Origin of the sequence: Pseudomonas sp. NPDC007930 (assembly GCF_042958985.1) — a bacterium.
Classification (GTDB): domain Bacteria; phylum Pseudomonadota; class Gammaproteobacteria; order Pseudomonadales; family Pseudomonadaceae; genus Aquipseudomonas.
The window spans coordinates 21,364-47,406 of record NZ_JBIBKC010000025.1 but is presented as its reverse complement, the minus strand read 5'-3'; the positions used below and the strand labels follow the sequence as shown (position 1 = coordinate 47,406).

At 59.6% G+C, this 26,043-nt stretch carries 17 protein-coding genes and 1 other RNA gene; 10 read left to right on the top strand and 8 right to left on the bottom strand.

Going from position 1 to position 26,043, the window contains the following annotated elements; genetic code table 11:
* Nucleotides 1-183: 183 nt before the first annotated feature.
* Nucleotides 184-489, bottom strand: a complete 306-nt coding sequence (locus ACFZCE_RS25775) for an RnfH family protein (RefSeq protein WP_390943378.1) — start codon at nt 487-489, stop codon at nt 184-186.
* Nucleotides 482-916, bottom strand: a complete 435-nt coding sequence (locus tag ACFZCE_RS25770; protein WP_390943377.1) for an SRPBCC family protein — start codon at nt 914-916, stop codon at nt 482-484. Before ACFZCE_RS25770 ends, ACFZCE_RS25775 begins: the two co-directional genes overlap by 8 nt.
* A 154-nt stretch (nt 917-1,070) precedes the next feature.
* Between ACFZCE_RS25770 and smpB the strand changes: the two genes are divergently transcribed.
* A complete protein-coding gene (gene smpB, locus ACFZCE_RS25765; RefSeq protein ID WP_390943376.1) occupies nt 1,071-1,553 on the top strand; it encodes an SsrA-binding protein SmpB in 483 nt (160 codons plus the stop codon).
* A gap of 27 nt (nt 1,554-1,580) precedes the next feature.
* On the opposite strand, the gene ACFZCE_RS25760 is transcribed toward smpB, so the two are convergent.
* Nucleotides 1,581-2,348, bottom strand: coding sequence for a GntR family transcriptional regulator (locus ACFZCE_RS25760; RefSeq protein WP_390943375.1), 768 nt, complete (start codon nt 2,346-2,348; stop codon nt 1,581-1,583).
* Between the two features lie 214 nt (nt 2,349-2,562).
* Here ACFZCE_RS25760 and ACFZCE_RS25755 point away from each other — a divergent pair, with 214 nt between their 5' ends.
* The 9 genes from ACFZCE_RS25755 (at nt 2,563) to ACFZCE_RS25715 (ending at nt 14,562) form a co-directional block, all read left to right on the top strand.
* Nucleotides 2,563-4,218, top strand: a complete 1,656-nt coding sequence (locus tag ACFZCE_RS25755) for a lactate permease LctP family transporter (RefSeq protein ID WP_390943374.1) — start codon at nt 2,563-2,565, stop codon at nt 4,216-4,218.
* A 66-nt stretch (nt 4,219-4,284) separates the two neighbouring features.
* Nucleotides 4,285-5,430 carry an FMN-dependent L-lactate dehydrogenase LldD gene (lldD, locus tag ACFZCE_RS25750; protein WP_390943373.1) on the top strand — a complete coding sequence of 382 codons (1,146 nt, stop codon included), beginning with the start codon at nt 4,285-4,287 and terminating at the stop codon, nt 5,428-5,430.
* A gap of 70 nt (nt 5,431-5,500) precedes the next feature.
* Entirely contained in the window at nt 5,501-8,320 is a 2,820-nt protein-coding gene (locus ACFZCE_RS25745; protein WP_390943372.1) for an FAD-linked oxidase C-terminal domain-containing protein, read from the top strand.
* 200 nt (nt 8,321-8,520) lie between these two features.
* Entirely contained in the window at nt 8,521-8,808 is a 288-nt protein-coding gene (locus tag ACFZCE_RS25740) for a hypothetical protein (protein WP_390943371.1), read from the top strand.
* A gap of 94 nt (nt 8,809-8,902) precedes the next feature.
* Nucleotides 8,903-9,302: a transfer-messenger RNA gene (gene ssrA, locus ACFZCE_RS25735) on the top strand.
* Between the two features lie 182 nt (nt 9,303-9,484).
* A complete protein-coding gene (locus ACFZCE_RS25730) occupies nt 9,485-10,705 on the top strand; it encodes an integrase domain-containing protein (protein ID WP_390943370.1) in 1,221 nt (406 codons plus the stop codon).
* A gap of 872 nt (nt 10,706-11,577) precedes the next feature.
* Nucleotides 11,578-12,780, top strand: a complete 1,203-nt coding sequence (locus ACFZCE_RS25725) for a type II restriction endonuclease (RefSeq protein ID WP_390943369.1) — start codon at nt 11,578-11,580, stop codon at nt 12,778-12,780.
* Between the two features lie 2 nt (nt 12,781-12,782).
* A complete protein-coding gene (locus tag ACFZCE_RS25720; protein ID WP_390943368.1) occupies nt 12,783-13,868 on the top strand; it encodes a hypothetical protein in 1,086 nt (361 codons plus the stop codon).
* A 235-nt stretch (nt 13,869-14,103) separates the two neighbouring features.
* Nucleotides 14,104-14,562, top strand: coding sequence for a DNA mismatch endonuclease Vsr (locus ACFZCE_RS25715; protein ID WP_390943367.1), 459 nt, complete (start codon nt 14,104-14,106; stop codon nt 14,560-14,562).
* 132 nt (nt 14,563-14,694) lie between these two features.
* Here the strand turns inward: ACFZCE_RS25715 and dcm are convergent, their stop codons facing one another.
* The 5 genes from dcm to ACFZCE_RS25690 all read right to left on the bottom strand — a co-directional run bounded on the left by dcm (nt 14,695) and on the right by ACFZCE_RS25690 (nt 26,043).
* Nucleotides 14,695-16,131: a DNA (cytosine-5-)-methyltransferase gene (gene dcm, locus ACFZCE_RS25710; protein ID WP_390943366.1), complete on the bottom strand. Its 1,437-nt coding sequence runs from the start codon at nt 16,129-16,131 to the stop codon at nt 14,695-14,697.
* Nucleotides 16,132-17,060: 929 nt separating this feature from the next.
* Nucleotides 17,061-19,025, bottom strand: coding sequence for a DrmB family protein (drmB, locus tag ACFZCE_RS25705; protein ID WP_390943365.1), 1,965 nt, complete (start codon nt 19,023-19,025; stop codon nt 17,061-17,063).
* Nucleotides 19,015-22,731: a helicase-related protein gene (locus ACFZCE_RS25700; protein WP_390943364.1), complete on the bottom strand. Its 3,717-nt coding sequence runs from the start codon at nt 22,729-22,731 to the stop codon at nt 19,015-19,017. The genes drmB and ACFZCE_RS25700 overlap by 11 nt, the downstream gene beginning before the upstream one ends.
* A complete protein-coding gene (locus ACFZCE_RS25695; protein WP_390943363.1) occupies nt 22,724-24,445 on the bottom strand; it encodes an NERD domain-containing protein in 1,722 nt (573 codons plus the stop codon). Before ACFZCE_RS25695 ends, ACFZCE_RS25700 begins: the two co-directional genes overlap by 8 nt.
* A complete protein-coding gene (locus tag ACFZCE_RS25690; RefSeq protein ID WP_390943362.1) occupies nt 24,436-26,043 on the bottom strand; it encodes a hypothetical protein in 1,608 nt (535 codons plus the stop codon). The genes ACFZCE_RS25695 and ACFZCE_RS25690 overlap by 10 nt, the downstream gene beginning before the upstream one ends.

Sequence of the window (26,043 nt, the reverse complement as noted above, 5' to 3'; positions counted from 1 at the left end):
GTGGGAGGCCGGCTGTGCCGGGCGATGGGCCCTGAAGCTCATGCACAAAATCAGCAGAGCTCACAGATTGATCTCTTCCGTAAAGCCGTGAAATGACTTAAGTGAACAGCATTACGGCTGTGCCGGGCGAAGGGCACAGCCAGGCCATGCACTCAGTAAAACCACCTGAAAGAACCAGGGCTGTCACCCTCGTTTTGCCGCCTTGGCCCGCGCCGCCCGTTGCCGGCGCACTTCCATTGGGTCTGCCAACAGCGGCCGGTACACCTCCACCCGGTCCCCGGCCTCCAGCACCTGCTCGGCCGGCTGCTTGATCAGCTTGCCGAAAATACCCATCGGCGCCGTGGCCAGGTCCAGTTCGGGAAAACGCCCCGCCAAACCGGCCAGCTCAACCGCCTGCAAGGCTGTGGTCCCGGGTGGCACCTGCAGCGCCAGCAGCACCTGCTCGGCCACACCCGCGTGCACCACTTCAACCGCCAGGGTGTTAGCCATGAAGCTGCTTGGCCCGCTGGCAAAAGGCGTCTACCAGGGTGTTGGCGGCCTGGTTGAACAGCGGCCCGAGGGTGGCGCGCACCAACGGCCCGTCGTAGTCGAAGGAGAGGTCCAAGCTGATTTTGCAGGCCTTCTCGCCCAGCGGCTTGAACACCCAGATGCCGTGCAACTGGGTGAACGGCCCCTCCTCGAGGTTCATCTCGATGCGCTGGCCCGGCTCAAGCGTGTTGGCGGTCACCAGCTTCTGGCTGAGGCCGCCCTTGGCCACCTCGAGGCTGGCGCGCATGTGCGTTGCGCTTTGCTCCAGCACCGTGGTGGCCGAGCACCACGGCAGAAACTCCGGATAACGCGCCACATCGTTGACCAGGTCGAACAGCGCCTGGGCGGGATACGGCAGCAAGGCCGAGCGTTGTATATGGGTCGTCATCTATCCGTCGCGTCCAAGGCCGGGTGAGCGAGGTGCACGGTAGCGCACCGGCCCGGCCATTCAGGTCAAAAGTGTGAGCGGTATTGTCCGGGATTCGTTCCGCGTGCTCAAGGCCATAGCCGACCGCCGCGCTTGCCCCTATAATGCGCGCCCTATGGCTAAGCAAAAGAAACACCCCACCGGTACCATCGCGCTCAACAAGAAGGCGCGCCACGACTACTTCATCGAGCACCGCTTCGAGGCTGGCCTCGCCCTGTCGGGCTGGGAAGTGAAAAGCCTGCGTGCCGGCAAGGCCCAATTGGTCGACAGCTACGTGCTGCTCAAAGACAACGAAGCCTGGCTGTTCGGTGCCCACATCACGCCGTTGAATGCCGCCAGCACCCACGTGATCGCCGACCCGATCCGTACCCGCAAGCTGCTGCTCAACCGCAAAGAGCTCGACCGCCTGTACGCCGACGTGCAACAAAAGGGCTACACCTGCCTGGCCACGGCGCTGTACTGGAAGTCGCACCTGATCAAATGCGAAATCGCGCTGGCCAAGGGTAAAAAAGCCTTCGACAAGCGTGACACCGAGCGCGAGCGCGATTCGAACCGCGAAATGCAGCGCGCCGTACGCAACAAGGGCAAGGAAGAGTAACGCCGGCGCGGCCCCCGCCGCGCCCCGTTACAGCCCGCGCCGCCGCTCTGCCCTCGCCTCCCGCTCCGCCTCCTGGCGGGCCTCCTGCAGCACCTCTTGCACGTACAGCAAATGCCGGCTAGACACCTCCCGCGCAAGCTCGGCGTGGCCGCCCATGATGGCTTCGAACAGTTCCCGGTGCTGGGCGATCAGCATGTCGCGGGTTTCACTGCGCTGCTTGTACATGCCGCCGATGTTGGTCACCACGTTGCGCTTGAGCAGGTCGAACAGCCCGCGAATGGTGTGCAGCAACACCAGGTTGTGGCTGGCTTCGGCGATGGCCAGGTGGAAGGTGGCGTCGGCCGCGCCCTCTTCGGCGCGGGTCACCTCGCCGGCACGGTGGTAACAGCCCAACAGTGCCTCGAAGGCCGCGGTCAGGCGCTCGCGGTCCGCTTCGGTGGCGCGCAGGGCGGCGTAATAGGCGCACGAGGCCTCGAGGGTGTGGCGGAACTCGAGCAGGTCATGCTGGGCATCCGGGCTGGCCTCGAGCAGCATCATCAGCGGGTCGCTGAAGGTCGCGCCCAAGGCCTCGACCACAAAGTGCCCGCCGCCCTGGCGGCTGACCAGAATGCCCTTGGCCACCAGCTTCTGGATCGCCTCGCGCAGCGACGGGCGTGACACGCCGAACTGCTCGGCCAGCACCCGTTCGGCCGGCAGGCGGTCGCCGGCCTTGAGCGAGCCCTCGAGCAGCATGGCCTCCAGCCGCTCGATGATCCCGTCGGAAAGGCGCCGTTGGCGAACCTGATCAAACCCCATTGCAATCTCCACACCCCTGAAGCGGGTGCCCATTCTCGCCGATTCGGCGGCGCCGGGCACGCACCGCTTGCAGCGGCCTTCGACCAAGGTCGCAGCGAGGCAAATTGACACACCCCAGCCTAGGGTTTTAACCTAGCGGCCACTGGTTGTAAATTGGTATTACCAATTTACAATCAGCCCCAGAGCCGACCAAAAACAAACAAGGCCCACCTCCATGCATCCATGGCAACAACTCTATAGCCCCCTGGGCAGCCTCGGGCTGTCCGCCGCGGCCGCTGTGCTTCCGATCGTGTTCTTCTTCGTTGCCCTGGCCGTGTTACGGCTGAAGGGCCATGTGGCGGGCAGCGTTACGCTGTTGCTGGCGCTGCTGGTGGCGGTACTGGCCTTTGGCATGCCGGCTGGCATGGCCCTGGCCGCCGCGGGCTATGGCTTTATGTACGGCCTGTGGCCGATTGCCTGGATCATCGTGGCCGCGGTGTTCTTGTATAAATTGACGGTGAACAGCGGCCAGTTCGAGGTGATCCGCAGCTCGGTGCTGTCTATTACCGACGACCAGCGCCTGCAAGTGTTGCTGATCGGCTTCTGCTTTGGGGCCTTCCTCGAAGGCGCCGCCGGCTTTGGCGCGCCGGTGGCGATCACCGCCGCGCTGCTGGTGGGGCTGGGCTTCAACCCGCTGTACGCCGCCGGCCTGTGCCTGATCGCCAACACCGCGCCGGTGGCCTTTGGCGCGCTGGGCATCCCGATTATCGTGGCAGGCCAGGTGACCGGCATCGACGCGATGAAAATCGGCGCCATGGCCGGCCGGCAACTGCCGCTGCTGTCGCTGTTCGTGCCGTTCTGGCTGGTGTTCATCATGGACGGCCTGCGCGGCGTGAAAGAAACCTGGCCCGCCGCGCTGGTGGCCGGCGGCAGCTTCGCCGTGACCCAGTACTTCACCTCGAATTTCATTGGCCCGGAACTGCCCGACATCACCTCGGCGCTGGCCAGCCTGGTCGCCACCACGTTGTTCCTGAAAACCTGGCAGCCGCAGCGCGCGCAACTGGCCGCCAGCGCCGGCGCTGCCGCGGTGCAGCCGGAAGCGCCGGCGCAGTACAGCGGCGCTGAAGTGTTCAAGGCCTGGTCGCCGTTTCTGATCCTCACCGTGCTGGTGACGATCTGGACGCTCAAGCCGTTCAAGGCGCTGTTCGCCGCCGGTGGCGCGCTGTACGGCACGGTGCTGAACGTGGCGGTCCCGCACCTGGACCAGTTGGTGATCAAAACCGCGCCGATCGTGGCCGCGCCAACCCCGGTGGCGGCGGTGTTCAAGTTCGACCCGATCTCGGCCACCGGCTCGGCGATTTTCCTCGCCGCGCTGATCAGCATGGTGGTGTTGCGGGTATCGCCAAAAATTGGCCTGACAACTTTCAAAAGCACGGTGCTGGAGCTGCGCTGGCCGATCCTGTCGATCGGCATGGTGCTGGCCTTTGCGTTCGTGACCAACTACTCAGGGATGAGCGCCACCCTGGCCCTGGTGCTGGCCGGCACCGGCGCGGCGTTCCCGTTCTTCTCGCCGTTCCTGGGCTGGCTGGGGGTGTTCCTGACCGGCTCGGACACCTCCTCCAACGCGCTGTTCAGCTCGCTGCAGGCCACCACCGGGCACCAGATTGGCGTGAGCGACACCTTGCTGGTGGCGGCCAATACCAGCGGCGGGGTCACCGGCAAGATGATCTCGCCGCAGTCGATCGCCGTGGCCTGCGCCGCCACCGGTTTGGTGGGTAAAGAATCCGACCTGTTCCGCTTCACCCTCAAGCACAGCCTATTCTTCGCAACGGTGGTGGGCCTGATCACCCTCGCTCAGGCGTACCTGTTCACCGGCATGCTGGTGCATTGAAACCGCCCGGCCGGGCGCCACCCGCGCGCCCGGCCAGCGTTCGTTTAACCCATGGTGCGAGACCTTATGATCATATCTGCCGCAACCGACTACCGCGCCGCCGCCCAGCGCAAGCTGCCGCCGTTCCTGTTCCACTACGCCGACGGCGGCGCCTACGCCGAGCGCACCCTGCGCAACAACGTTGAAGACCTCGCCGGCATCGCCCTGCGCCAGCGGGTGCTGAAGAACATGGCCGAGCTGAGCCTGCACACCCAATTGTTCAACGAAACCCTGAGCATGCCGGTGGCCCTCGCCCCGGTCGGGTTGACCGGCATGTTCGCCCGCCGCGGCGAAGTGCAAGCCGCGCGCGCCGCCACCGCCAAGGGCATCCCCTTTACCCTCTCGACCGTGTCGGTGTGCCCGATCGAAGAAGTGGCGCCGGCGATCGACCGGCCGATGTGGTTCCAGCTGTACGTGCTGCGCGACCGCGGCTTTATGCGCAACGCCCTGGAGCGGGCCAAGGCCGCTGGGGTCACCACCCTGGTGTTCACCGTCGACATGCCGGTACCCGGCGCCCGTTACCGCGACGCCCACTCCGGCATGAGCGGCCCGAACGCGCCGCTGCGCCGCGCCTGGCAGGCGATCACCCACCCGCAGTGGGCGTGGGACGTGGGCCTGAACGGCAAGCCCCATGACCTCGGCAACATCTCCAAGTACCGCGGCAACCCCACCGGCCTGGCCGACTACATCGGCTGGCTGGGGGCCAACTTCGACCCGTCGATCTCCTGGAGCGACCTGGAGTGGATTCGCGAGTTCTGGGACGGCCCGATGATCATCAAGGGCATCCTCGACCCCCAAGACGCCCGCGACGCGGTGGCCTTTGGCGCCGACGGCATCGTGGTCTCGAACCACGGCGGCCGCCAGCTCGACGGCGTGCTCAGCAGTGCCCGCGCCTTGCCGGCGATTGCCGACGCGGTGAAAGGCGAGTTGAAGATCCTCGCCGACTCCGGCATCCGCAACGGCCTCGACGTGGTGCGGATGATCGCCCTCGGCGCCGACGCCGTGCTGATCGGCCGCGCCTGGCTGTACGCCCTGGCCACCCACGGCGAGGCCGGGGTGAAAAACCTGCTCGAGCTGTTCGAAAAAGAAATGCGCGTGGCCATGGTGCTGACCGGCGCCAAGAGCATCAGCGACATCACCCGCGACTCGCTGGTCCGCGAACTGGGCGCCTGAGCGCCGCCCGCCCCCTGATGGCCCGGGCCGAGCAACCCCACAGAGGTTGCCGCCCGGCAAAGGAGACTGCATGAGCCTGCCCGCCCCGTTCCTGCGTGATGCCGAGCGTTTGATCCCCACCGCGCGGCGCTTCAGCGACCCGGCCTCGACCCTGGCCTTTGGCACCGACGCCAGCTTCTACCGGCTGCTGCCCAAGCTGGTGGTGCGGGTAGAGAGCGACGACGAAGTGATCGCCCTGCTCAAGCTGGCCCAGCGCGACCAGGTGCCGGTGACCTTCCGCGCCGCCGGCACCAGCCTCTCCGGCCAGGCCATCAGCGGCTCGGTGCTGCTGGTGCTGGGCGATGCCTGGAACGGCCACAGCATTCGCCAACAGGGCGAGCAGATCCGCCTGCAACCGGGGGTGATCGGCGCCCAGGCCAACAGCTGGCTGGCCCCCTACGGGCGCAAGATCGGCCCAGACCCAGCCTCGATCAACGCCTGCAAAATCGGCGGCATCGTCGCCAACAACGCCAGCGGCATGTGCTGCGGCACCGCGCAAAACACCTACCACACCCTCGCCGGCATGCGCCTGATCCTCGCCGACGGCACCCTGCTCGACACCGAAAGCCCGGCCAGCGTGGCAGCCTTTGAACACAGCCACGCCGCGCTGCTCGAGCAACTCGCCGAACTCGGCCGGCGCACCCGCGCCAACACCGCCTTGGCGGATAAGATCCGCCACAAATACCGGCTGAAGAACACCACCGGCCTCTCGCTCAACGCCCTGGTGGACTACCACGCGCCGCTAGAAATCCTCAGCCACCTGCTGGTTGGCTCCGAGGGCACCCTGGGGTTTATCAGCGCGGTGACCTACAACACCGTGGCCGATTACCCGCACAAAGCCACCGCGTTGATCGTGTTCGCCGATGTGGCCACCTGCTGCAACGCCGTGACCGTGCTCAAGCAACAACCGGTGGCCGCGGTGGAACTGCTCGACCGCCGCAGCCTGCGCTCGGTGCAGAACAAACCCGGCATGCCGGCGTTCGTGCGCGAATTACCCACCAGCGCCTGCGCGCTGTTGATCGAAACCCGCGCCGCCAGCGTGGAACAGCTGCACGGCAACATCGAGCAGGTGACCGGCAGCCTGGCCGGCTTCCCGCTGCAAGCGCAGGTGCCGTTCAGCCAAGACCCAGCGGAAAACGCCCGGCTCTGGGCGATCCGCAAAGACACCTTCCCCGCCGTCGGCGCCGTGCGCGAAACCGGCACCACGGTGATCATCGAAGACGTGACCTTCCCCGTGGAGCAACTGGCCGAAGGGGTGAACCGGCTGATCGCGCTGTTCGACAAACACCACTACGACGAAGCGATCCTGTTCGGCCACGCGCTGGAGGGCAACCTGCACTTCGTGTTCACCCAGGGCTTCAACAACCCGGCGGAGATCGCCCGCTACCAGGCCTTTATGGACGACGTGGCGCAGCTGGTGGCAGTGGAATTCGGCGGCTCGCTCAAGGCCGAGCACGGCACCGGCCGCAACATGGCGCCGTTCGTGGAGCTGGAATGGGGCGCAGAGGCCTACCAACTGATGTGGCAGCTCAAGCACCTGCTAGACCCTACCGGCATCCTCAACCCCGACGTGGTGCTCAGCCGCGACCCGCACATCCACCTCAAGCACCTTAAGCCGCTGCCCGCCGCCGATGAGCTGGTGGATAAATGCATCGAATGCGGCTTTTGCGAGCCGGTGTGCCCGTCCAAGGGGCTGACCTTGAGCCCCCGCCAACGCATCGTGATGTGGCGCGACATCCAGGCAAAAAAACGCGCCGGCAGCAGCACCCACGACCTCGAAGCCCACTTCAACTACCAGGGCCTCGACACCTGCGCCGCCACCGGCCTGTGCGCGCAACGCTGCCCGGTGGGCATCAACACCGGCGAGCTGGTGAAAAAACTGCGCGGCCAGCAGGCCCAACACGGCAAAACCGCCGGCTGGCTGGCCGAGCACTTTGCCGCCACCCTGCAAGGCGCGCGCTTTACCCTGCGCGGCGCCGACAGCGCGCGCCGGCTGCTGGGCGCGCCACGCCTGGCGAAGTGGTCCGCCGCCCTCAGCCGCGCCAGCGGCGAACGCCTGCCGCGCTGGAACCGCGCCCTGCCACAGGCGGTGGCGCCGATCAGCTTCAGCCCGCCCACCGCCAGCGACCGGCCACGGGTGGTGTACCTGCCCGCGTGCGTGTCTCGGGTGATGGGCCCCGCCGCCGGCGACCGCGAACAAAGCACCCTGCTCGCGAAAACCCAGCGCCTGCTGGAAAAAGCCGGTTACAGCGTGGTGATCCCGGAACAACTCGCCGCCCTCTGCTGCGGCCAACCCTTCGCCTCAAAAGGCTACGAAGAAGCCGCCGAACAAAAACGCCAGCAACTGCTCGGCGCCCTGCTCAAAGCCAGCCGCGGCGGGCTAGACCCGATCTACTGCGACACCAGCCCCTGCACCCTGCGCCTGGCCCAGGGCCTGGCCAGCAGCCAACTCGACCTCTACGACCCGGTGCGCTTCATCCGCACCCACCTGCTCGACAAACTGGTGTTCACCCCCCAGGCGGAACCGGTGGCCGTGCACGTGACCTGCAGCACCCAGCACCTGGGCGAAAGCCAGGGCCTGATCGACATCGCCCGGCGCTGCAGCCAGCAGGTGGTGATCCCCGAAGGCATTCACTGCTGCGGCTTCGCCGGCGACAAGGGCTTTACCACGCCCCAGTTGAACGCACACGCCCTGCGCTCACTCAAAGAAGCAGTGCAGCACTGCAGCGAAGGCATCTCCACCAGCCGCACCTGCGAGATCGGCCTGTCGCACCACGGCGGCATCGATTACCACGGCCTGGTGTACCTGGTCGACCGGGTGACCACCGCCAAAACACCTGCCGCGAACTGACCCTAAATCGCCCCAAAATGGGGCGATTTTGCTTTGAACCACAGAGTTTTTAACAAAACTTGTAAGCGCGTGAAGAAAAAACGAACCCCCATCACAGGGCAAAGTCAATCCTGATAAGCCCGGCCATTCGGGTGAACCCTGTACCTCGGCACCGGCTTTTTACGCTCAATGCCGAGCCCATCGTTCGAGGAGATTTACCCATGAAACGCACCGTGATCACTGGTTTGTTCCTCTCCACCGCGCTGCTGGCCGCCTCGCCGGTGTTCGCCGCCGACGACCTCTGCGCCGCCAACCTGCAGAAGATCAACGACGAGCTGACCACCGTGGGCGCGTCTAACCCGTCGCTGGAAAAAGGCGTGCAGAACAAGGTGGATGCCGCCAAGGCTTCGCAAGCCAAGGGCGACACCAAGGACTGCATCGCGCAGACCCAGAAAATCCTCACCGAGCTGGACAAAACCACCAAGAAAGGCGGCGCCGCGGGCAACTGATGGCGCACGGCGCCGGGCCGGCCTTCACGGGAGGGTCGACTTGGCGCGGCTTTGGCGGTAGACTGCGCGGCAACCGTCGGTACATTGACGGATCGGGGCCGATCAGGATTCGACGCCGGTAACGAAACTTTAGGTGCATGCCGAGTTGGTAACAGAACTCGTAAATCCACTGTTGCAACTTCTTATAGTTGCCAATGACGAAACCTTCAACGCTGAGGCTCGCCTGGCTGCTTAATCGCGGCTAACGACCAATGCGTTCTGGTCACTTCGGTGCCAGCAGTCGCTAGGGGATGCCTGTAAACCTGAACCGACTGTCATACAGAACAGGATCGCCGCGTAGTACGTCGTGGACGAAACGGCTAAAACTTACACGACTCGCCCAAAGCACCCTGCCCCTCGGGCGGCCGCGGGTTAACTCAGTAGAACGGGCTAAGCATGTAGTACCGACAGCGGAGTACTGGCGGACGGGGGTTCAAATCCCCCCGGCTCCACCACTTTTACATCTAAAGACGTCCAAGGGCGTCTTTTTTTGTGCCTGAAAGCCAGTAAAATCAAGGGTTTCAGGTCCAATGGTGTCCGAGGCTATCCGAGCAGATCCTACAATCTATGTATTCCACGTGGTATTCCAAGGCTACCACTGGTATTTTTTGGAATACACGAGCCTCTGGAGACGACCATGTGCGCCCAAGCTGCGCGGCTTTCAGACCTGAAGGTCAAGGCCGCTAAACCTGCTGAAAAAGACTACATCCTCACCGATGGTGACGGCCTGCAAATGAGAGTCAGGGCCAATGGCTCGAAGCTCTGGAATTTCAATTACATCCACCCAGTGACCAAAAAGCGCGTGAACATGGGGCTGGGCACCTTTCCGGAGGTCGGCCTAGCTCTAGCGCGCAAACGGACCGTAGCGGCGAGAGAGCTTGTTGCTCAAGGGCTAGATCCGAAGGAAGCGCGAAGCGCAGATCGCCAGGCCCTCAAAGCGACTGTGGAGCACACCTTTAAAAATGTGGCGATCGCATGGTTTGAGCTGAAGAAGGACGCAGTCACCCCCGCCTATGCCGAGGACATTTGGCGATCGCTTACACTGCACGTTTTTCCTGACCTTGAGGCAACGCCGATATCCGCGGTCACTGCACCGACGGTGATCAAGCTGCTTCGCCCGCTGGAGACAAAGGGCAGTCTCGAGACAGTCAAGCGCCTAAGCCAGCGTTTGAACGAAATCATGACTTACGGCGTGAATTCCGGTTTGATTCATTCTAACCCGCTGACTGGAATTCGATCGGTCTTTAAAAAGCCGAAAAAGAAAAATATGGCAGCCCTCGCTCCCGATGAGCTGCAAGAGCTCATGCATGCGGTTGCCAACGCCAGTATAAAAAGGACCACTAGATGCTTGATCGAATGGCAACTGCACACCATGACTCGCCCGGCAGAAGCAGCCACGACTCGCTGGGCGGACATCAACTTCGAGAAGAAAATCTGGATCATTCCACCCGAGCGAATGAAGAAGCGACGCACTCACATCATCCCACTTACCGATCAGGCAATCGCGCTATTGAATGCGATAAAGCCCCTCAGTGGTCACCGGGAGTACGTTTTTCCGGCTGACCGCAACCCCCGCACACACTGCAATAGCCAGACGGCAAATATGGCACTGAAGCGAATGGGGTTCGAAGGCCGGCTCGTAAGTCACGGTATGCGCTCGATGGCCAGCACCATTCTCAATGAGCAAGGGTGGGATCCTGAGCTAATCGAGGTTGCGCTTGCTCATGTGGACAAGGACGAGGTACGTAGCGCTTACAATCGTGCGGATTACATTGAACGTCGCCGGCCGATGATGGCTTGGTGGAGCCAGCATATCCAAACGGCAGCCGCTGGAAATTTAGCGATCTCCGCCGTATGAAAACTTATCGCCGGGAATCCTCCGAGGGATTCCCGGTGGGCATTATATTTTTTTGTCGCAGATCCAGCATTCCGCCGCAAACGTCTGTCGAACACACCTTCAGATCCCCAGACCAATGGAAGGATATCCACCCATTGTGGGTTCCACGATCACTCAGCGAGCGTGTCGAGGCGGTGCGTTCGCCGGGCGTGAACGCACCAGCCCTCTGGGTACCCTCGCAGAACTGATGTGCCCTCCCAATGGATTTCTTTGGCCAAGTTGCCGTCATGTGAACCAGAGCTGATTATCGCCTTTAGCAACAGCCTGCAATCGTCCTCCGCAGGCAAGCTTCTGTGGGAATCCTTCGAGGCAAGTGGCTCGCTGGACCATGTCATTAAATTCTCTTAATACGCGACCTATGTGTTTAGCGCACCGAAAGCCGGCTGGCGGGTGCCGGTAGCGGGCATCGGCATCTGTCCAGCTTCGATTTCGGGTACGATGGCGCTGTTGTAAAAACGGCTTGGGAACGTCCGCAATTACGGCCATAGCGATTTGGATGTATGCCGCAGGTACGACGAATTTCCAAACCTGCCGAGCCGCAAAGGCTAGCCAAGGAGCCTAGGGCTGGCACATTAGATAGATGGGAATTACTGTGTCGGGGTACCCGAAATGAAAATCGAAGACTTCAAAGACGTGTAAGCGATGTGACACGCCATGCTAGGACGAACATGATTTATCAGACGCCGCGCTATATGCTTTCGAGCGCAGATGCCGCTTCTGCCCTTCTGGCAACTGATCGAGCCATGGTCGACAGCCCAGCCCAAATTGGTAGAAGACCTGTCGCGCAACGAGCCCGCTGAAAGCTCTACAGAGTCAATGAACAAGGGGTATTCGTGGAATCACTTCGTCAGCATTTTACCGGCGTTGCTGCCAAGTACCTGTCCCGTGTGGATGCAACTCGAAACTCGAACCAGCATGAAATAGGTTCGAACGCCTTCGCCAGGATTTTGGGTGAGCCAGGCCAGGCGACCATCCCCCTGCGTGGCGTCTTTTTCTATTTCAGCGATGACAAGGATGAACCGCTTCGCGCCTCGGGTGAGTTAACCTGGTACGATTCCCGTCGCAACAACCCGAACCGTGGTCCGGAGTATCGCCTCTACTATCCGGATAATTCCGTGACTCTGAGGATGACCGAAACGGACTTCTGTCTGGTCGCGGTCAAACCCGACAGTACGGTGATGATAATCATCACGCCAGGCGGATCAACCAGTGAAAGTCAGCTTCGCTGGCTGTTCGGGATCGACCACGTATCCAGCGACCGTTTCCATACAAGGGAGGTGGAGGGCACGCGCCATGTCAACGTCATCGAGTCGATGATCCTAGAAGAACTGGGACTTGAACCGGTAGGAGGGGATGAGGACTGGCTTGACAGACTGGTCCAACAATTCGGCGGAAGCTTTCCTTCTACTGCCGCCTTCAGCGGGTTCGCTAGGGAAACATGTCCAGGCGATGTTCGTGCGTATGATTCAGCCGACACCATGCTGATGGCATGGATGAACCATGAGGAAATGCTGTTCCGGACCCTCGAACGCTATTTGGTCCAGGTCCAGCTGGATAATGGCTTCGACAGTGTGGAGCATTTCATCAAGGTCTCACTAAGCGTACAGAATCGAAGGAAATCGCGTGTGGGTCATGCGCTCGAGCATCACTTAGCTGCGGTATTCGATGCGCACCGAATCCCTTTCGGAAGGCAGGTCCAGACAGAGAATCGTGCGACAGCGGACTTTCTGTTCCCAGGACAGCAGGCTTACCTCGATCCGGCATACCCAGATGACAGGCTGATCATGCTGGCCTCGAAATCGACCTGCAAGGATCGCTGGCGTCAGGTACTGACTGAGGCACGCCGCATCCGGGTGAAGCATTTGCTGACCCTAGAGCCAAGCATCAGCGTCCACCAGACCAATGAAATGCAGGCACACGACCTTCAGCTGGTTGTCCCGGTCAGCCTCCTCGAGAGCTATTCCCCGGTTCAGCGGCAGTGGCTGCAAAGTCTGGATCAATACATCGGGCAGATCCGGCACACTCTCGGGACATGAGCATGGAAACACCCTTTGGTTCTCTCAGGGATATCGATCTTGATGACGCCCAGACCGTCTACGAAATCCTTGCTCATGACAAGCATAGCGTTGCCGAAGGCATGGTGGTCGAAAGCCTTTTCGATCAGATCATCGAGCATATTCCAAAGGTCGTTGAAGGCGGTTCGGCAATACTGCTTGATGTCGAGACCTTCATCACGCGGGATCGTGCAGACTTCAACGTACGGCATGCCTTTGTCTGGGCACGTACAAAAGGGCACGGCCTAGGAAGGTACCTGAACGCGCTGGAGAAAGGATTCAGGGTCTACCTCCTAGAGTGGGTCGAGGATTCGGCCTTTTTCATGGCGAGGGTCATCAGACACGGGCGAACGGTAAAGCGTATACCGCTTGCGGAGCTGGTTGAGGAACTGGGCTCCCGCCATGGCAAGAAGCATGAGGTGACCGCGGGGGTAAAGGACGCGGAGCGTCATCTCGGAGCTTTCTGGGGATATCTGAAGCAACGTCCCCGGAGCTATCTCAAATACAATGTCGCCCTGCCACGGCTGCTGGTCAACTGGGGGATCCAGCCATGGTTCACGAGCGTCTGGAACATCGACCGGGTTGCCATCATGGGCGACAAGATCTGGGCCTTAGAAGTGAAACACAAATTTCCATATGGTGATCCCGGGCCTCTGGAGTTCGGACTTAATACTGGCGAAGCGTATCTCCTGAAGGATTTAGGGGAAATTGGTATCAATGCCTTGCACGCTATAATCGTGAAGCCTTATTGGGATAAAAAAGTAGGGTCATCCTATCTGGTGACCGACTTTGATGTCCGCGACAAGGCTCTCCTACTGGGGTTAACGGTCGGCACCAAGGAAATAACAAGGATACTAGCGGACGCACCTCGCTCCTCACCGAACCATACGAGTATCGACGGAAAAACCAGGCAAAAATACTATGGCATGGCTGCGACGAATTTCATTCGTCTGTCGTTCCTCTGCAATCGCGAGGAAATAGCAAAACGCCTATGTCTCCTACTTCAGGGAAAGCTGACGGATTACTGCAGCGATGATCAGCTCCAGTCCCTTAGAATCAATAAGACCTGAAAAATCCGCGGTCAGTGAATATCGATGGTGGACGACAAGTTGTCGCGAGGGATAATTTTCCTTAGTGCCCACTGACCATGCTAGGCGCTGCGGCTGGCCTTGCTGGAGGATCGTGCTTGCGGCCTGCCACCCTATCAGCGGGTGAACGTATCGGCGGATGTATAACCTAAGGGGATGCCAGGTCGCAACAGTGCTGCGATTGATCTTGGACCAATGCCATTGTTGCTGGAGGGATATGGACGTTGTAGACCCCCTGACCCGCTCGCGAATGATGTCGGGAATTCGTGGAAAGAACACAAGACCGGAGCTGATGGTACGGCGGTTCCTCCACGCTCATGGCTATCGCTTCCGCGTCCATCGCAAGGACCTGCCGGGCAATCCCGACCTTGTGTTTCCAAAGCTGAAAGTCTGCATATTCGTGCACGGCTGCTTCTGGCATCGTCACCCAGGCTGCCGCTACGCGACCAATCCGAAGACCAGACCAGAATTCTGGAATGATAAGTTTCAGAAAAATGTTGCCCGAGATCTGACAAACACCGGGAGTCTGGAAGCGGCGGGCTGGCGAGTGATCATCGTCTGGGAGTGCCAGTTAAAAAACGACGAGCAAACCCTCGCCAGATTGCTCTCGATGCTGGAGCAGTTCAGGCAACAGTCAGTGACCAGCGCGAAGGCATCCTCCGGCAGGGCGACGTAGCGGCGCAGCACGCGTGAAACGTGTTCAAGCGGTTAATGCACAGATCCGGCTACAAGGTATTTCTGGATATTGCGGCCACCTCGAGCTTGGAATGCTCAAGATTCGGAGGACCGCAATATCGTCAAGCCATGCTCAATAGGCAAGCGCCATCTCCAGCTGGGGCTGCTCGGCATCGATGGTCTTGGCTTTTGCAGCCAAGATTCTATCCTTCATCAGTCTGGCCACAGCCTCGAAAACCGGCACCGCCACGGAGTTGCCGAACTGCCGATACGCTTGGGTATCGGAAACGGGGATGACAAATGTGCTCTCCCCAGGCCTGTCGAAGCCCATAAGGCGCGCACACTCCTGAGGCGTGAGACGACGGGGCCGGTTCATCTGGTTGAGCTCGCCATAGAAGTCCAAGCCTTCGATGAAACCGCGATCGACGAGGATCTCCGAGCCGTCCTTGTGGTAACGGGCGGATAGTGTACGGGCGACGCTGTGCGGGCCGGTGAGGCCGAAGCCAAACCCATTGCCCTTTTCACGGTGCTTCTGGGCGTACTTGTAGAGGTACTCCCACAGTTTGGGGGTCAGCGTGTATTTGCTGTCGACGTCCTTGTCCAGAAGGTCTCCGAAGGAAGGTCGCTCGGCGGGATAATGTTTCGCGATGTCCCTGAGTGTGAAGCCCTGATGCACGTTCAGATCGCGCCTGAACCCGACCAGTACGATGCGCTCGCGGTGCTGGGGCAAGAATTTCGTTGCATCCACGACCTTCGGATCCGCTCCCTTGGGCGCATTGACGTCCGCCACCTCGTAGCCGAGCTCGTCCAGCGTCTCGCAGATGATGCGGAAAGTGTTGCCCTTGTCATGGCTCTTGAGATTCTTTACGTTTTCCAGCAGGAAGGCTGCCGGACGCTTGGCTGCGAGAATGCGGGCCACGTCGAAGAACAGGGTGCCTTGGGTTTCGCATTCGAAGCCGTGCTTGCGACCCAGCGAGTTCTTCTTGGAGACGCCGGCCAGCGAGAATGGCTGGCAGGGGAAGCCTGCCAGAAGCACATCGTGATCCGGAATCTCGCGGTCGATATGGCGGTAGGCCTCGTCCTCGCTGATCCCGGGCCTGTCGGAAAGCGTCACCGACCGAATGTCTAGGTTGAAGCGATGACGCTCGGGATCGCAGTGGTGATTGGCCTTATAGGTCCGCACCGCGTGCTGGTTCCATTCCGATGTGAAAAGGCACTCGCCACCGATGGCTTCGAACCCCTTCCTGATCCCACCGATACCGGCAAACAGGTCGATGAACGTGAAGGTCCGCTCTCCTTTCACCCGGGCGGGTAGCAACCCCTTCAGAACTGTGAAGTCGCGGTGGGACAGTGTCGGGGAAGCCTTTCCTTTTACCCACCGATTGATGGTTTCCCGGCACCAGTGCCCAGGACTGGCATCGTTGAGGACCTTGGCCAGATAGCCCTGATCGTAGATTTCCAGCAGCCGTTTGATCAGTGACAGATCATCGCTGGCGGTCCCGCCAATGCGTTCGTGCAGAGGTGCCACGACAGGCCGCAGGGAAACACCATCGCCATCCAAAACGCTCATCAACACCTCTGGGTAAAATCTGTGACTTTAAGTCACCATTTTATCCCAATATCGGTAAATGGAAAGGGTTTTTGTGAGGGTTGATGAGCTATGGCTTAGGGCTTCGGCTCAGGGCAGAGCCTTGCCATGCACTGTGCATGCAAACAGACTCGCCGTGCACTGTCATAAATGTTGATTACCGATACGGTTGGAAACGGATCCCGAGCAGGCCTATGGTTGCAGTCGCTTGCTGGGACAACGCAGTAATGGGACGCTCCTTCCTGAACCTGAAAATGGAACGGGTATAGCTGAAGAAATACGCAAACCAAGCTGAGACGATCACCTGTTCTGCGGACGATGAAGATCCGGACTGTCACCGCGTCGAGTGGTAGGTACGGCGTCTGGTTCTGACGTAGAACCTTCCTCTGGTATCGGCCATGATCAACTCGTACCATCCCGACACCAGCGATACTGAGTAGGTCGTCGAGGGTTCGGCGCATCCTGAATGAAACTGGGCCGACTATCTGTCTGTATTGGGAACACTCGACGGGACACCGTCCATAATTGATCGTCCCGAATCGACTAACATTGAGCGCGGCCCTCCGCCGAGTCTGGAGGTGCTAATAGGCTGCGCGCTCCCAAAGTTCCCTGGCACGTCCTACAACTACGCCGACGAGCCGGACTTAACCTTTGGCATGGCCAATCCCGGGGATTCACCAAGGTTCGTATTCCTGCTGAATGTCCCGGAAGGCGAATCTGCACCTACCAAGCGGTAGCCAAGGTCATTGAATTTCAGTAACAGGGCCAATTCCATGCTGGAGGTAGCAGGTATAGAAACAAATCAATGGGCAGATAGCTTCTGGCCGGCCGGCAAGTTTGACAATCCATTTGCCCGCCACCGCACTCAAACGATGCGATCATGCACACATTTTTTTGAGTAGGTAATCCAGTCAGGCCCCTGCTCCTGACTCGGCCAAGCTTGCCCGGGTCATAGCCTCATGAATCAGATCAGTCAAGAACCCGTGATGCGGTGCCTCAGGGGTTCCGACAACCATGGCGCGATCCAACCCGCTGTTAACTGTTTCGCATGCAGTTTCCGGTAGCAGCACACAAGCATGGCAGGCTGCCTTGTTGACCCGACGCGAGCCAGTTCCACCCAGATTCTCCGAGCATACAGGATCAGCAGAGCACCAGGATGCTCGGGAGAGTGCCCTGAGTACCATCGGCTCGAACAGCTCGGGCCGGCCGATACGAACCAGACCGCCAAGACTCCCTTCAGAATCTCCGGCCGCGGTGTAAATAAGGAAGGCCGCCATCGGTGCCTCTGGATCGCTTGATACGAAGATGCGTTCTTTCAGCGCCGCTGACGAGTAACCACACTCGAACACCATCTGGTTGATCAGAATATGTGCCAAAGAGTGAACCAGAAGGTATCGGGCTGCCCATTGCGGCATCCGGTTGTTACTCTGGAGTGGTGGCATGAGGTTCGTCTCATTAGCCATACGCTCTACAAAAGCTTGGTCCAGTCGATCCGTCAGCCATTTTGTATTATTCGTGAGCCATTGACGGACCGCATCTTCATTGAGCTCGACAAAGATACCTTCACCGTAATTCTTGATGGCTGGGAGCCATTGAAATGCGGGCTCTGGTGGATGAAGGAAAAGCTGGTTCATGGCCGATGACGGCATAGACTCAAGAGGTTCCTTGGCCCGTATCAGGCGCTCGAATCCACAAAGCACCCGGGTTTCCCGCAGCCGCTCGACCAGATTGATCCGCCCGAACCAAGGCTTCAGGCACTGCGGAATACGGCTATGTATGACCCTTAGCTCGGGGTCTACCCCCGGTCCTACTTCGTTGCGCAGCACGTTGTACTCTGATCTCCGGAATATTTGCGGTTCGGATTCGGCCATAACCGGCAGAGGACCACTGCCCGCCAGCGAGGTGCCTTGGCTCAGTGAATCCATGGCCTTCATGATTGAATCGTCGTCTGGAAGGCTGGAGTAATGAGGCCTCAGAATATCGTGGAGCATGCCCAAGGCATACTTATGCTGATGCAGGCTGAGAAGGGTTTTGATAGCGGTGAGATCCCCTTCATTTTGCCTTAGGATTTTCTGAATGTCGGAAACGGCCTGTTCGCTGGTCATATCCGGCAGGTAGATTGAAGATAGGATCTTGCCAAAATAGATATTCGATTGGTTTATCAGCACAGCTACCGGAGGCTCCTGGCACGGCTGGGCTGCCCGGCCTAGCCAAGGGCGCTCACCACTGCAGTCGATTCCAGCAGATTTAAGCCCTGAAATATCGATTTTCCCGCTTTCCTTGTTGCGCTCCATACCCATGGACCCAGCCAGCGTCTTCCATTTTTTGCAGGCCGAACACGAGACTTTTACCGACCGCAGGTCCGGGCCGCCCGAATCATTGAGGACCAGTCCTGCATCCCCGGGACAGGTACATCCGCACCACGCTTTCCATGGAAAATCCGCCATATGCCCATGGCTGCAGACGCTGATGAAACGTACCGGCCGCCATTTCGCTTTCTCCCCCTTTTGGAGCGGGGCCAGTTTCTTGGTCTCAAGGTTGAAACGACGCATCCTTCCGCTGAGGCTGTCAACATACCAGGTAGGAAAGCGGTGAGTCTGAATCTCCAATCTCGAGAGACCAGGATTCTGATCGTCAACACAATATTCCGGCGGCTGGCGGAATCGAGGAACCTGGAGCAGCGCGGAAAGCCGAGGCTCGTCAATCAAATGTTTACGCATGGCTGTCTCGTCTTCCCTCCAGTTGCCGCGCTCGTCCCGTTGCTTGTGCCAGAAATCCAGACCACAGACGATATTCGGAATGCCATGCTTGTCGGTATAGATGCTTCCCGGACCAAAGGGAGCAATCAGCTGCCCCAGTCGAATCTCACTGGCCATACTCTGTGTACTCCTCCGCGAAATAGTTGTTGCTGATCGCTGCCCGGGCAGAGCCGTCGACGTTGCGCATGCTGCTGAGAACCTTTACTCCCTTTAGTTTTTGTTCTGGGGCTGCGAATTCGCCTGACCACAGCATCAGGTACTCCCCGTCCTTCTTTTGCGGAAACGACCACCACTCCTGTGGATTGGTCTGCCATTTCCTGCAGAGGTCACGGTGAACCCTGTGCATGGCTTCGCACACGCGGGCCAATTCCGCTGGCTGGCCTCCCATGATGGCCTCGCAACGCGAGAGCAACAGTTCGAGCGCTTCATCCAGATAATCGGCATAGTCACCAAAGGCCTCCCCAGGCGATCTGGCGTCATGGCACTGCCTGGCCCACACCAGCAGGACGCCTGCCAAGGCTCGCTCCACTGCCTCGACCGAAAATGGTGTGGCGGAGGTCGGTTCGACCCGTTCGTAGAGACGGCGATGAAAGCTGTGGAACTGCTCGAAATGCGATCGATCACGGCTCTTGCTTGGATTGAACATACTCAGAATCAGGCCAGGGCGATCCTTCCAGCGCCGGCCGACCCGGCCCGTGACCTGGATGTATTGAGCCGATGATTTGGGTTGACCGACGACTGCCATCAAAGCCAGCCGGTCGATATCTACCCCCACTTCGATAATGTTGGATGCGAGACAGGCATCAAGAGCTTTCCTATCGTCCCAGTCCAGTGCCAGCCGGTCCATGAGCTCCACGAGTTGGGCTTGGCTTTGACGGCTGGTCAGCTCCTCGACCGAGTTGAGATAGCGTTGCTTGCTGCCCTTGAGGCCATAGCGCAGCGAGTAGTCCTTCATGCGTGCTGCAATGTCGGACTGGAACAGGGTTTGGGCACCACCCAGCTCGCGAAGGCTGTTATAAAATGCCAGCAAGGTCCACCACGCGTCCTTCTTGCAGTCCTCGAACATCCAGGCCCTGAACAGCGCGGCCGAGAAGGTACGGACCTGAGCCGTCAGGAAGGATCGGTAACCGCTGGCATGAATTCCTAGGTAGAGACGACCCTCTGCAAGCTGCCCCTCATCTTCCCTGGCGTAGAGACCGAAAAACGAGTCTCCCATCTTAAGTCCCGGGTTAGGAAAAAGCTGCAAATTCTCCCGGGCATAGACTGTGCTTACCTGATTCGTTGCACCACGAATGGTGGCCGTGGAGGCGATGATCTTGGGCCGGATCGGGTGCCGGCCTTCTCCTGCGGTACACAGCTGCTCGATCACCCCTTCATAGAGACCATAGATGGAACCCAGTGGTCCGGAAATCAGGTGAAACTCATCCTGAATCACCAGTCCTGGCGGGCGTCTGATACGGGCGACCTCCCCGTCTCCGTAATGATGGAAGCCAAAGAGTGCGCCGGTTTCAGGTTTCCATGCCATCATTGCGAATTTATCCGCCGTGGCGATGAACATGGACGGCGGGTCTTTGTAGATGGCTTCGTCGATCACTTCGACAGGAAGCCTGTCACGCTCGCCGCCATATTCACAGCAAACGTCGGAGCACTTCAAGTATGGCTGCTTCCCGGCAAGTGCAAGACCCGCCAGATTGCTGCCTTTCGTTTTGCTGCTTCGACCGGTGGGGACCGGGTCCAGCCGGCCGATTGTGCTACGGCACCAGGGGCACTCGGTAAGGACTAATGGGTTTCCTGTCACGTCGTCGTGATCATATTTACGAATGGCAGTAGCGGCGTCAGCCCAAGTATTCGGCGAGCCACCTCCCCCAATCCACAACCCCAGTGTGAAGCCGTTCTGCCCTAGCCGGGGGCGGGTTGGATCTTCTTCCCGGCGTATCCTGATTTGCTCCATCGCGCATATCAGGCTGGCGGCACGCTGGAACTGCTGTGTGGTCAGCATGCGCAGGGTATAACGCATGAAAACACTGGTGCCAATTCGGCGCAGTTCGTCACCGGGGTGCGCAACTAGGCGCTGGTGGAACATGTAAAAGGCTGCTACAGCAAGATAGGCCTCGGTCTTGCCTCCCCCTGTGGGGAACCAGATCAGATCCACGATTTCCCGGTCGTCACAACGTTCGTCTACCAAGCCAGCGATGCTCATTAGCAGGAAAGCCGCCTGGAAGGCGCGCCAGTTGCCGATATGCGGCTTCTCCGAACAACCGGCCCAGACCTCCCATGGAGTACGGGGCTGCCCTTCCGGTAGTTCCGCGGCCGCTACGTAGCTGTCGAGACGGACCAAGGGGCGCCGTACGATCTGCTTGGAAGCTATCTGTTGGAGCAGCATTCCCTGGTTAGCCAGACGGAACGCCTCCAGCGCAGCTTCATCTTCCTGCAAGATGGCAATGCCATTGCGGATTCGCACGAGGCACTGCCGACAGCCATCAAGATGGCGCGCGGCCACCTCACGCAAATGTGGCTCGAGTCCCGCGCTGTCTGCCTTGCGCGCCTCGATCCACGCTGCATACTCTTCAGCGAGGCGGTCGAGTGCCTCCCAGCCCGCGCCGCCCGTGACAAAGGAAGGCATGCCTGCCAGCTCGCGCATTGACAGGGTCACCGGCTTGCCGTCTCGATCCCGGATATCTGGCGTCATGCTCGGCAGCTCTACAGCCGGCATTACATCCGCGAACACCGCGTTCGGCCGTGCGCCCTCCGTACGATCCCATCCGGCAGCACAGCCATGGCCTATAGCCCAAGTGGCCTCGTCACGATAGAGCAGGGCGAGCGTTTGTTCGTCATCATCCAGCTGCGCGAACGGCCTGACGCCTTCAGGGTAACGGCTAAAGGTTGCGCCGTGTTGTACGCGCACCTCGAAGCAGGCTTGGAACAGCACCCCTTGGACCCGTTCCATCCTGCTCTTGATGTTGTTGGCGTCCAGCTGGTTCCGCAGCACACAGGTAATGATCCACTTGCCATGCATGCGTCGAGGAAATACCTGGATCTGTAGAGCCAGCCCCCCTGGCAGGGTCAAGTTTCTGGACTCGGTTTTACCAGGCTTCAGGCTGGCCAGGAGAAAGCGCTCATGCGTTTCCTCGGTAGTCGCCGGCACACGCCGCCATGCTTCGGTTGGGTACTCCTTACCCTCCTTGAGGGTGACCTTGGTACAAGGCTCGTACCGCCCGTTGACTGGGAATGCGGCCGCTTCTGGCACCTGCCAGAAAAATTTCTTCATGGGGGGCAGCGACACAACGAATTCACCATCCCCCTCTTCGAGACAGAAGCTGATACCCATGGTTGACGGCTGGTACATATCGTCGCTGCCGACCTCGAAATCATCGTCACCCGCTTCCGCGCCGCCGATTTCGGTCCCTTCTCCGGCACTCATGGATACGCCAGACGAGGTGAACTCCTCCGGATCGGAGACCACAGCCTGTACAGTCTCAGTCAATGCAGTCTCGCTAGGCTCTGCGTCGGCTGTTTGCCCTACGGATGGCCCAGCATCCACCGGTTCATCAATTAGCGCCCCACGCATATAGTTGCGAGGATGGAGCAGGCCGGCACCATAACGCTGCATGGGCGTTTCGCCACGGTAGTGAACGATCTCCTGCGGAACGTCGCTACCACCCCATTGGTAGTACAAGGCCGCGTCGGCTTCCTCGGCCATCCGGAAGCTGCCTTGTGCGTCAAAGGTCACCGTGGTACTGCAGTGATCCGGGCCTAGGAGGCGGGCCGGGCCAACCAGCTCACCACGGAGGAATTCAATTTCGGCGGATCGTTCTTTATTCATATTCTTTCCCTGAACTCGCTACCCATTCGGCCAGTTGTGAGGCGCCCAACACGTGACAAAAAAGATGAAGTCGCTCCTGGGCTCGGGTAATTCCGGTGTAGAAACGACTACGATCAAACCCACTGCCCGAAGGAATTACATCGGTGATGATGATGACCTTACTCTCGAGGCCCTTGTAGGCAGGAACAGTGGAGCAGCGAATGCCCCTGGTGCTGGCATCTCCGGCGACGACGAAGGAACGACTGCACGTCTCGCGGAGCAGCGGCAGCACCGATTGCTGTTCGGCCCCAAAGGAAAGCACCGTTATATCCTCCTCACGAAACCCGCTCGCCAAGTACGAATCTATGCAGGTCATGATTTGGTGTACCTGATCCGCTGCGTCTTGGTACATGCCGAGGTTCCACGCATGCAGGCCGCCGCCCTGACGCAGGTACCCTGCGTAGGTATTTTGGTCAGCCTTGGAAAGCTTCATAGCCATCTGACCAATGGCCTTGTAGTTCCGGCAGTTTTCCGTAAGTACCCAGCGGGCGGAGTATCGCTGCGCAGCGGCGAGTGCGGTGGCAAGTGCTGCGGCGCCAGTAAGAACCTGGTTGCGGAAGTCGCCGAGCATCAGGTAACGGCCACCACTCAAGTCGCCGTCCAGTAGTAGGCGGATACAATCCAACAGATCCGGACGACCAAGTATGTCCTGCGCCTCGTCGATCACCAGATAGTCGAATCGAGCGTCATGGGCAAACTCGGGATCCGTAAGACAGTCCTGGATATCCAACGCTACGCCGGACCAGAAATCATCTCCGGGATTTTCCGGCACACTGATTCCAGTCAGGGATATCAGCACGCTTAGGGCAGATCCACCGACCAAGAGTGGGTTGTGATCGCCCTCAAGCTGGCGGGCAGCCCATTGGCCAATTAGCCTGTTGAAGCAGAGATAACCTACACGGAGCCCTTGGGCGGCCTTGCGCCGGGCCACCTCGAGACCTATTAGGGACTTCCCGGTACCGGCCCCGCCTTCGACAACCACGCGAGCGTTGTACTCCGTCAAGCGAAGCACCGGCTGCTGCTGCTCAAGCAAAATCCTCTCGAGCTCCTCCTCGCGGTAGCGTATTTCAGCGTTCTTTTCTGGCCGCCGCGTTCGGATGGGGAAACAGAAACTGACAAAATCTTCTACTTGCTGCCCTGACAACGGCGTCTTCAGCGGCATGATCGTCGGATCCGCATCGATGATCCGCCGCGCCATGGTCTTCAATGCATCACATAATGCATCGCCCGTTGTACAGGCCTGGAACCGGCCGCGGTCCATCACCTCGTACGGCTGAACCGACAGATTGGGCGGTACCGCAAAATCCGCCCGGGGGAATATGCAGCAGTGAACCACCGGGACTTGGGAAAAGACAGCTAATCGATCCACCAGCCGGCGGCGAAGAGCAAAACGCGCATCCTGTGCCTGACGGAACGGCGATTTTTTAATACTGTCCGGGTACCAGCGGTTGCCGTCGAAGCCGAGTTCGTGGTGTGACTTTACCTCTACGCAGAGAATACCAACGTCAGGAATCAGGATCACAAAGTCCAGCTCGGTACGCCTGTTGTGGTTGCTCGGGGCCAGGTCCAATGAGTGGATGACGGTCCAGCCGCATTGCGCGCTTTCAAGTTTCCGGTACAGCGTAATCTCGCCTGGCGGGGCGGACTCATCGATAAATCCCGGGATCATGCGCATGGATGATTGCCTCCATGGTCTGCGCGGTACTGCTCAGCAACTGGCAGCTTCAGGGGTTTTTCCATCTGTTCTGGCGGCGCAGCAAAGTCCGGCGAGAGGCTGATCACGGGTTTGAATGCCACGCTGCCTGTCAGCCCACTTGCCGGGTCAAGCAGGTGGTGATAGACATCTTCCGGTGAAATCATGTCGCGGATGGAGCACAACTCCCTGCGCAGCTCCGCAACCAATTGTTCGTTGACAATGGCATTCTCTACAGCCCCGTGTTGTATCGCCCTTACGCGTGTGGACTCGACCTCTATCCAAGCCCGACGCCAACTGGGAACTGTTTTGCCATCCACAACCATCGCGGGAATGAGTTCGGGATCAAGCACTTTTGTTAGCAGTGCCTCGAAATGTTTCTTGCGAAGGGGAGCGCGAATAACTGTGCCATTCAGTGCCGTCCACTTCAGCACTGCACGCGAGAGGTCCCGCAGGTCAATACCGGCTTGCTGCATTTTCTGGATACATATGCTGGGGTGCCGTTTCCAGGTCTCGGCCAGGGCTTTTTTCCACACAGCAGCCAGTGGCGCCTTGGCGGCATCGACGCTGACCTCACCCAGGTCGGCATCGGCATTGTGGATCAGCAGGTAATCGCCTGCCTCGACGTTGCCAATATGTCGGTATCCAATAGCCTCATCTTCAGCGCAATGGGGTCTATATACCAGCAAGCGCGAACCGGGGCGCAGCAGCACACCATATTCGGCAGGAAACTCAACGAGCACACAGCGATGCAGGGCTTTGCAGGCGGGCGCCTTCTGGTCAACGAACAAAAGATCATCTACCGGCTCCGTGTCTGGCGGCACGGTCACCGTTCCAAGATTGCCGGTGATCGTGGTCCGAACCGAGGGCATGCTCGTCAGATAGTTGTGGCCGGGTAGTACCGGGTCATCGGCAAATCCGTCGTCATCCGCTAGCCCTGCCCAAACAAGCCGGACCAGCCGACGGTATGATGGTGAAGTGATCAGCGCCTCCGGCGCATTGCCGAAGCCATGCCTGCGCAACGGCCCGAACCGAATCAATGCATCTGCCGGAGGAACCTTGCGGTAATCTGCAAGCGTGCTTACGAATATCCCATCATCAAGATCGACCAATCCCTCGAGCAGCTCGCGAAATAAATCACGCTCCTTGCGGTGGCACCAGATCCTGATGCGGTCTTCCGCGTATTCGCAGGCAAGTTCAACGAACAGCCTGACGAATTCCGTATTTAGCACAGAGCCTTGGTCAGCGTAGCAAGTGATCAGATCTTTCAGGAGCTCGACGGTTTGCGCGGCATCCCCGCCCCACTGTCGGCGGATCTGTCCTTCATTGGCAAGACCGCAGCGTAGGAACAGACCAATATCGGGCATCAAGGGCGAGGTCAGCCACTTCTGCATCTCGAAACGAAGTAGCAACGCCGACTCGTTGAGATATGGGTCGCCCTCGGGCTGGTAAACCGCCGAATAGAGCATCCTCATATGGTGGCGAATCGCGGAAAAAATCGGAGATTCTCCGATGTAGATTTCTTGAACGGGCGGATTGTTTTCCAGGAACTGCAGGCGTGCGGTCGTCGGGACAAGCAT